The sequence below is a fragment of the Pseudokineococcus marinus genome (assembly GCF_013004605.1).
GTDB lineage: Bacteria > Actinomycetota > Actinomycetes > Actinomycetales > Quadrisphaeraceae > Pseudokineococcus > Pseudokineococcus marinus.
Genome location: NZ_JABEMA010000135.1, coordinates 1 through 8,275 on the forward strand (window position 1 = coordinate 1; position 8,275 = coordinate 8,275).

The window sequence follows — 8,275 nt, forward strand, 5'->3', positions numbered from 1 at the left end:
TCGGTGACCTGCAGGGCGCCGTTCGCGCCGGAGCCCTCCATGTCGTTCGACGGGCAGGAGTTCGTGCCGCCGATGTGGATGTGCTGCGCGTGGGGAGCGCCCTCGAGCAGGCCCTGGGGCGTGATGTCGATCGTCAGCTCGTCGCCGGTGATGGACCCGGTGACCTCGGCGCTGGCGCCGCTGTCGTTGAGCTGGGTGAGGCTGCCGGTGAGCTCCGTGGTGCCGCTGCTCGCCGCCATCGCGGGGGCCGCGAGGGGGAGCGTCGTGATGGCCAGGGCCGCGGAGAGGGCGAGGGTCTTCTTGATCACGGGGGTGTCCTCCGGTCGTCGGGAACGGCGTCGGCGCCGTCGTCGGATCCGGCGGAGCGAGCTCCGCCGCGACCTAGGAGACCACGGGACCAGGCCCCTGACCAGCGAGAACGCGTGTCGGGCGCTGAAGTCCACCGCTTCGGGTCCTCATCGGCGCGCGGACCAATCCAGCGGGTGCCGCCCTGCGAAGAAGGGGGAGGACGGAGCGTCCGAGACGACGGCGGCACGACGCCCGCGACGGCTGTCAGGCGGCGTCGGCGAGCCAGCGGGCGGCGGCGTCCACGTCCTCGTGGGCGAAGCGGAAGCCGCTGCGCTGGAGCACGGTCGGCAGCACGCGCTGGCTGGCGAGGATCTCGTCGGCGAAGCCGCCCACGACCGCCCGCAGGGCGAGCCGCGGGACCGGGAGGAGGGTGGGCCGTCCGAAGGCGCGTCCCAGGGCGCGCGTCAGCTCCGCGTTGCGCACCGGCGCCGGCCCCGTGAGGTCGACGGGCCCCTCGACGTCGGTCTCCAGGAGGTGGACCAGGGCGGAGACCTCGTCCTCGAGCGTGATCCAGCTCCACCACTGCCGACCGTCGCCGAGGGGGCCGCCCAGGCCGAGGCGCAGGAGCGGAAGCAGCTTGCCGAAGGCGCCGGCGCCCGGGGCCATGACGAGCCCCGTGCGGGCGAAGGCGGTGCGGATGCCGGCGTCCTGCGCGGGGCGCGCGGCCGCCTCCCAGTCCAGGACGACGTCCGCCAGGAACGTCGAGCCCGGCGCGGACGACTCGGTGAGGACCTCCTCGCCCCGATGGCCGTAGACGCCGATCGCGGACCCCTGCACGAGGACCCGCGGCCGGGGCTCGAGCCGGGCGAGGGCCTCGGCGAGCGTGCGGGTGGGCTCGGTGCGCGAGGCGAGGACCTCGCGCTGGTACGCCGGGGTCCAGCGCTGGTCCCCGACGCCCGCCCCCGAGAGGTTGACGGCGGCCTCCACGCCCTCGAGGGCGCCCGCGTCGAGACGGCGTCGGGCCGGGTCCCAGCGCACCTGGTCGGGACCGGAGGGCTCGCGCCGGACGAGCTGGACCACCTGGTGGCCCCGCTCGACGAGGCGCTCGCGCAGGGCGGTGCCGATGAGGCCGGAGGCACCGCAGACGACGACCTTCATGCGCGCGACCTCCAGGGGCCGGGAGGGCCCGGGGGCGGGCCGTCGTGGTGGTGCGGGTGGTGGTGCGGGTCGACCGCCGCCGCGCCCGGGGGGGCGTGGCGACGGTCGACTCCGACGGCGGCTGCGCCGACGTCGTGCTCTCGGGGGGACGCCCCTACAGGCCGACCTCGGAGGCGAAGTCGCCCTCCTCGAGCCGCGCCTTGAGCGTGGACAGGAAGCGGGCCGCGTCCGCGCCGTCGACGATGCGGTGGTCGTAGGAGAGGGCCAGGTACATCATCGAGCGCACCGCGATGGACTCCCCGCCTTCGCCGTCCGTGACGACGACCGGACGCTTGACGATCGCCCCGGTGCCGAGGATGGCCACCTGCGGCTGGTTGATGATCGGGGTGTCGAAGAGCGCCCCGCGGCTGCCCGTGTTCGTGATGGTGAACGTGCCGCCGGCGAGGTCGTCGGGCGTGACCTTGTTCGTCCGCGTGCGCTCGGCCAGGTCGGCGATCCGGCGGTTGAGGCCCGCGAGGTTGAGGTCGCCCGCCTCCTTGATGACCGGCACGAGCAGGCCGCGCTCGGTGTCGACCGCGATGCCGAGGTTCTCCTGCGCGTGGTAGACGACCGAGTCGCCGTCGACGCTCGCGTTGACCTGCGGGTAGGCCTTGAGGGCCTCGCAGACGGCGAGCGCGAAGAACGGCATGAAGGACAGCCGCCCGCCCTCGCGCTGCTCGAAGGAGGACTTGGCGCGGGCCCGCAGCCGGGCGATGCGGGTGACGTCCACCTCGACGACGCTCGTCAGCTGGGCCGAGACCTGCAGCGACTCGACCATGCGCTGGGCGATGACCTTGCGCAGGCGCGACATCTTCTCCGTCGTGCCCCGCTTGGAGGCGACGGCGCGCGCCGCCTCCTCGGTGCGGCCCTTGACGGAGGGGCCGTCGGCGCGGGTGCCGGCGGAGGACTCCGCCGAGCCGGACGGCGCCTGCTGGGCGGCGGCCGCGCCGGCCGAGGGCTGCTCCTGCTCGGCGGGCTGCTGGTCCGACTGCTGGGCCTTCTCGGCCGCGGCGAGGACGTCCTGCTTGCGCAGGCGGCCGCCCACGCCCGTCCCGGTCAGGGTCGAGAGGTCGACGCCGTGCTGCTGCGCGAGCTTGCGCACGAGCGGCGTGACGTAGCCGCTGCCCGTCGACGACGGCGACGTGGTGCTGCCGCCGCTCGGGGGCTCCGAGGCCTGCGGCTGGGCGGTGCCCGTCGGGACCTGCGGCTCGGGCGACGTGTAGGACTGCGTGTCCTGCTCGGGCTCGGACTGCCCGGCGGGCGGTGCCTCCGGGTCGCCGGAGTCGTCCGCGCCCGAGCCGCGCGAGGACGTCTTGCGCTCCGCGTCCTCCTCGGCCTGCTCGCGGGAGGCCGCCTCGTCGCCGAGGTCCTCGGCGTCGTCGGACTCGCCGGGGGCCGGGGCGGGGGCCTCCTGCGCCTCGCCGGCGCCCTGGTCCTGCGCGCCGCTGCCGGAGGAGTCGCCGCCGGAGGGCTCGCCGCCGACGACGACGAGGTCCGCGCCGACCTCGACGGTCTCGTCCTCGCCCACGAGGATCTTGGTGATGGTGCCCGCGACGGGTGAGGGGACCTCGGTGTCGACCTTGTCGGTGGAGACCTCGAGCAGGGGCTCGTCGACCTCCACCGTGTCGCCCTCGCTCTTGAGCCAGCGGGTGACCGTGCCCTCGGTGACGCTCTCGCCGAGCGCCGGCATCGCGACCGTCGTCCCGGAGCCGCTGCCGCCGCCCTGCTGGGGCGAGGCCGCCTGCGGCCCCGCGGAGGAGGGCTCCTCCTGCTGCGGCTGCTCGTCCTGCGCCTGCTGGTCCTGCGCGGGGGCGGGCTGCTCGTCCTGGGCGGCGTCCTGCGAGCCCTGGTCCGCGTCACCGCCGCCCCCGGCCTCGCCGTCGCCGATGACGGCCAGGTCGGCGCCGACCTCGACCGTCTCGTCCTCCTCGACGAGGATCTGCTGCAGCGTCCCGGCGAAGGGCGAGGGGACCTCGGTGTCGACCTTGTCGGTCGACACCTCGAGCAGGGGCTCGTCGACCTCGACGGCGTCGCCGACCTGCTTGAGCCAGCGCGTGACGGTGCCCTCCGTGACGCTCTCGCCGAGGGCGGGCATCTGCACGGACTGGGACATGGGGTCTCCTGTTCCTCTGGGGTCGGACGGCTCGGTGCGGGTGCTGGCGTCCCGCGCGTCGAGCGGGGCGCCCCGGCCCTCAGCTGTGGCTGTGCAGCGGCTTCCCGGCGAGGGCCAGGTGGGCCTCGCCGAGGGACTCGTTCTGGGTCGGGTGCGCGTGCACCAGAGCGGCGACCTCCTCGGGGAAGGCCTCCCAGTTGACGATGAGCTGGGCCTCGCCGACCTGCTCGCCCATGCGGTCGCCGACGGCGACGAAGCCGACGACGGGGCCGTCCTTCTGCCGGACGAGCTTGACGAAGCCCTGGGTGCCGAGGATCTGGCTCTTCCCGTTGCCGCCGAGGTTGTACTCGAGCACCTCGACGCCGTCCTCGCCGTGGAGCTCGCGCGCCTGGCGCTCGGTGAGACCGACGGAGGCGATCTCCGGCGTCGAGTAGGTGACCCGCGGGATCATCGCGTCGACGACCGGCGCCGGCTGCTGGCCGGCGATCTCCTCGGCGACGAAGATCCCCTGCGCGAAGCCGCGGTGCGCGAGCTGCAGGCCCGGGACGATGTCGCCGACGGCGTAGACGTGGCCGCCCGCGCCCGTCTCGACGCCGGTGCGGAGCCGCTCGTCGGTGATGACGAAGCCTCGGTCGAGGGTGACGCCGGCGTCCTCGTAGCCGAGGCCCTGCGTGGAGGGCCCGCGACCCACGGCGACGAGCATGAGGTCGGCGTCGAAGGTCTTGCCGTCCTCGAGCTCGACGTGGACGCCGCTGTCGTCCTGCGTGACGCCCTTGAAGCGCACGCCGGTGGAGAAGCCGATCTTGCGCTTGCGGAAGGCGCGCTCGAGGGCCTTCGAGGCCGCCTCGTCCTCCGCCGCGACGAGGCGGGGGAGCGCCTCGACGATCGTCACGTCGACGCCGAAGGACTTCCACACGCTGGCGAACTCGCAGCCGATGACGCCCCCGCCGAGGACGATGGCCCGCTCGGGGACGTGGTCGAGCCGGATGGCCTGCTCGCTCGTGATGACGCGGCCGCCGATCTCCAGGCCGGGGAGGCTCTTGGAGTAGGAGCCGGTGGCGAGGACGACGTTCTTGCCGCGGTAGCGGGTGCCGTCGACCTCGACGGCGTCGCTGGCGACGAGGCGGCCCTCGCCCTCGACCATCGTCACCTTGTGCGCCTTCACGAGGCCCTGGAGGCCCTTGTAGAGGCGGCTGACGATGCCGTCCTTGTACTTGTTGACCCCGGCCATGTCGATGCCCTGGAGCTCGGCCTTGACGCCGAAGCCCTCGGCGTGGCGGGCGGAGTCGGCCACCTCGGCGGCGTGGAGGAGGGCCTTCGTCGGGATGCAGCCGCGGTGCAGGCAGGTGCCGCCCAGCTCGGCCTTCTCGACGAGGCAGACCGACAGGCCCAGCTCGGCGGCCCGGAAGGCCGCGGAGTACCCGCCGCTGCCACCCCCGAGCACGACGACGTCGTAGACGGTGTCTGCGGGGGACTCGGGCACGCGGGGCTCCTGGGGTGTCGCTGGGTCGCGGGACGTCTGTCCGCCCCCGCCCGCGGAGGTCGTCCGCGGCGCCGGGGCGCCGCCCATCCTGGCACTACCCCGGGCGAGCGCGGCAACCGGACGCGGCCGGGCCCCGCGGCGCGGCGGCGGGACCGCCGCGCCCCCACGGGCCACGGTGATGACCGCGATCGAAGCGCTGGCGGCGCCCGAGCCGTCGAGAGAGCACGGGCCTGACCTGCGCTCGGCGGCGCAGCGCCGCGCCGACGCCCTCGTCGCCCTGGCCGACAAGGCCCTGTCGGCCCCGCCGGGCAGCCCCACGGGAGTCCCCTCCGAGGGCGGGGCGCGGGCGCGGGTCGTGGTGACGATGGACCTCACCGCCCTCACCGGTCAGGTCGCCGGGGCGGGCCTGCTGCCCGACGACGCCCCCCTGTCGGCCGGAGCGGTGCGCCGGCTGGCGTGCGACGCCGAGGTCGTGCCCGCCGTCCTGGGGTCCCGCTCGGAGCCGCTGGACGTCGGCCGCGCTGCCTACACGGTCACGCCCGCGCAGCGGCGCGCCCCCGCCATCCGCGACCGGGGCTGCATCGCCCCCGACTGCGACGCCCCCGTCTCCCGGACCCACGCCCACCACGTCGTGCACTGGGCCGACGGCGGCCCCACGGACCTGTCGAACCTGGCCCTGGTGTGCGGGCACGACCACCGCCGCGTCCACACCGGCGCCCTGGTCGCCCACGTCGTCGACGGCAGACCCGTCATCACCCGGCCCGGCGACCCCCCACCGACCACCACCCCACCCCCGTGGCGAGCACGACTGGAAGACCTCTCCCACGAGCTCCATCACCTCGACGACCCCGGTGACCCGGACGAGCCAGGCCCGGAGGACGAGGCTGTCGTCGCGCCCGACGATGCTGGCGCGCCCGACGCTGCCGTCGAGCACGGTGGTCGTGAGCCCGACCACCACGTCGAGCCGGAGGGCGCCGGCCCTGGCCATCGGCCCGGCCGTGATGGCGGCCTCGCGGACGGCAGATCCTGGTGCGGTGACGACGGCGACGACCCGTGACGCCCGTCGTCCGTGGTCGGGAGCGCGACCCGCACCGGCCGCCCGGGTGGCACGGCTACCGTGGTGAGCTCGGCGGGGGCCTGCCTCGCACGGCGCACGGAGGAGGACGGCATGGCGTGGTGGTCGCGGCTCCTCGGCCGGGGCGGCGCAGCGTCGCCGGGGTCGGCGGCGGGCGCCCCGTCACCGCGCGCGGAGCGCGGCGAGTCCTCGGCGCACATGGCCGAGTTCGCGCGCACCCGCGTGGGCGTCGAGGCCTACCTCGAGCCGGCGACCAACGACACGGGGCTGACGCTGCTGCTCATCGCCACCGACGGGGAGTGGACGCGGCGTCGCGTGCCCGACGCGAGGACGGCCCGGCAGTTCGCCCAGGACCTGGCCATGCCCTTCTACGACGTCAACTTCACCGGCTACCCGCAGCGCATGCGCGACTACAACGCGCGCCAGCGGGCGGAGGAGAAGGCCCGGCGCCGACGGTGAGCGACCTCCCGTCCGCGGCGTCCCCGAGCGCCGGCGGCGCGCGACCTGATGTGGGCTCCGCTCAGCGGGTGCAACCGTGATCGCCTTCCGCGTCGACGAGGGCTCGGGCGTGCCGCCCTACGAGCAGCTGCGGGCCCAGGTCGTGGAGGCCGTCGGCGCGGGTGACCTCGCGCCGGGGGAGAGGCTCCCGCCGGTGCGGCGTCTGGCCGAGGACCTGGGTGTCGCGCCGGGCACCGTCGCTCGGGCGTACAAGGAGCTCGAGGCCGACGGCGTCGTGGAGACCCGTGGCCGTGCCGGGACCGTGGTCGCCGCAGGCACGGACGCCGAGGCGCAGGCCGTCGCGGCCGCGACCGAGTACGCCGAGCGGGTCCGGCGCCTCGGGGTCGACGGCGATCTCGCGCTGGCCCTCGTCCGCGCCGCACTCGCCACAGGCTGACGCCGCCGCCCTCACCACAGCTGGACCAGGACCCCGGCCGGAAGGAGACGTCCCTCCCGGCCGACGGTCCGCCCTGGTCCCTGCCGGGGTCGAGCCGCGGCGTCCTCGGGACGCCGCGGCTCGCGGGACTCAGCGCTTGCCGGCGTCCTCGAGCACCTGCACGAGGGTGCGCACGGCCACGCCGGTGCCGCCCTTGCCCGTGTAGCCCCACGGCTTGCCCTCGTTGAAGGCGGGCCCGGCGATGTCGAGGTGCGCCCACGGGATGCGGGGGCTGCCCTCGCCGCCCGTGCGGCCCACGAACTCCCGCAGGAAGAGGCCGGCGACGAGCATGCCGCCGTAGCGCTCGCCCATGTTGGCGATGTCGGCCACCGGCGAGTCCAGGCTCGCGCGCAGCTCCTCCGGCAGCGGCATGGGCCAGAACTGCTCGCCCGAGCGCTCGGCGGCCGCGACGACGCGCTGGCCCACCTGCGGGTCGTCGGCCATGACGGCGGAGACCCGGCTGCCGAGGGCCACCATCTGGGCGCCGGTGAGGGTGGCGACGTCGAGGATGAGGTCGGGCTGCTGCTCGCTCGCGGAGACGAGGCCGTCGGCCAGCACGAGGCGGCCCTCGGCGTCGGTGTTGAGCACCTCGACGGTGCGGCCCCCGTAGGTCGTGATGACGTCGGAGGGGCGCATGGCGCCCCCGCCGGGCATGTTCTCGGCGAGGCAGAGCCAGGCGGTGACCTCGACCGGGAGCTTGAGGCGCGCGGCGGCGACGACGGCCTGCAGCACGGCGGCGGCGCCGCCCATGTCGCACTTCATCGTCTCCATCGACGCGGCGGGCTTGATGGACAGGCCGCCCGAGTCGAAGGTGATGCCCTTGCCGACGAGCGCGACCTTCGCGGCGGCGCCCCGCGGCGACCACGTGACGCTGACGAGCCGCGGCCCGCGCGTCGAGCCCTTGCCGACGCCCGTGAGGCCGCCGTAGCCGCCCTTGGCGAGCGCGACGTCGTCGAGCACCTTGACCTTGAGGCCGTGCTCCTTGCCCGCGGCGACGGCCACGTCCGCGAAGGACTCGGGGTAGAGGTCGACCGGCGGGGCGTTGACGAGGTCGCGGGCGGCGGCCACGAGCAGCGCGAGGGTGAGGTTGGCCCGGGCCCGCCAGGACAGGACCGAGGTGGTCTGGTCGGTGCGGCCGAGCTGGCTGCCGAGCTGGCGGGGGGCGCTCACAGCCCGCGCCCGCGG

The 8,275-nt window shown here is 75.5% G+C and carries 7 protein-coding genes and 1 pseudogene; 3 read left to right on the plus strand and 5 right to left on the minus strand.

Annotation, left to right across the window (positions count from 1 at the left end; all coding sequences use genetic code 11):
* The 4 genes and pseudogenes from HLB09_RS09855 to lpdA form a co-directional block, all read right to left on the minus strand.
* Positions 1 to 308, minus strand: a pseudogene (locus HLB09_RS09855) (hypothetical protein); the annotation flags it as partial.
* Positions 309 to 552: 244 nt separating this feature from the next.
* Positions 553 to 1,446, minus strand: coding sequence for a TIGR01777 family oxidoreductase (locus HLB09_RS09860; RefSeq protein WP_171203212.1), 894 nt, complete (start codon positions 1,444 to 1,446; stop codon positions 553 to 555).
* A gap of 154 nt (positions 1,447 to 1,600) precedes the next feature.
* Positions 1,601 to 3,598 carry a 2-oxoglutarate dehydrogenase, E2 component, dihydrolipoamide succinyltransferase gene (gene sucB / locus HLB09_RS09865; protein WP_171203213.1) on the minus strand — a complete coding sequence of 666 codons (1,998 nt, stop codon included), beginning with the start codon at positions 3,596 to 3,598 and terminating at the stop codon, positions 1,601 to 1,603.
* Between the two features lie 79 nt (positions 3,599 to 3,677).
* Positions 3,678 to 5,081: a dihydrolipoyl dehydrogenase gene (gene lpdA, locus HLB09_RS09870; protein WP_298803846.1), complete on the minus strand. Its 1,404-nt coding sequence runs from the start codon at positions 5,079 to 5,081 to the stop codon at positions 3,678 to 3,680.
* On the opposite strand from lpdA, the gene HLB09_RS09875 reads away from it, so the two are divergent.
* The 3 genes from HLB09_RS09875 (at position 5,059) to HLB09_RS09885 (ending at position 7,051) form a co-directional block, all read left to right on the plus strand.
* Positions 5,059 to 6,138, plus strand: coding sequence for an HNH endonuclease signature motif containing protein (locus HLB09_RS09875; RefSeq protein ID WP_322790114.1), 1,080 nt, complete (start codon positions 5,059 to 5,061; stop codon positions 6,136 to 6,138). The two genes, lpdA and HLB09_RS09875, sit on opposite strands and share 23 nt — an antisense overlap.
* 111 nt (positions 6,139 to 6,249) lie before the next feature.
* The gene (locus HLB09_RS09880) at positions 6,250 to 6,615 is read left to right on the plus strand and encodes an oxidoreductase (RefSeq protein WP_212770861.1); all 366 of its coding nucleotides are present in this window, start codon (positions 6,250 to 6,252) and stop codon (positions 6,613 to 6,615) included.
* Between the two features lie 79 nt (positions 6,616 to 6,694).
* The gene (locus tag HLB09_RS09885) at positions 6,695 to 7,051 is read left to right on the plus strand and encodes a GntR family transcriptional regulator (RefSeq protein ID WP_171203218.1); all 357 of its coding nucleotides are present in this window, start codon (positions 6,695 to 6,697) and stop codon (positions 7,049 to 7,051) included.
* Between the two features lie 129 nt (positions 7,052 to 7,180).
* Here HLB09_RS09885 and HLB09_RS09890 read toward each other — a convergent pair.
* A partial coding sequence (locus HLB09_RS09890; protein WP_171203216.1) for a leucyl aminopeptidase occupies positions 7,181 to 8,275 on the minus strand: 1,095 nt, incomplete at its 5' end.

Bases quoted from the DNA above. Each gene is read 5' to 3' on its own strand.
- HLB09_RS09860 (WP_171203212.1), bottom strand. From the start codon at position 1,446: ATGAAGGTCGTCGTCTGCGGTGCCTCCGGCCTCATCGGCACCGCCCTG.
- sucB (WP_171203213.1), bottom strand. From the start codon at position 3,598: ATGTCCCAGTCCGTGCAGATGCCCGCCCTCGGCGAGAGCGTCACGGAG.
- HLB09_RS09880 (WP_212770861.1), top strand. From the start codon at position 6,250: ATGGCGTGGTGGTCGCGGCTCCTCGGCCGGGGCGGCGCAGCGTCGCCG.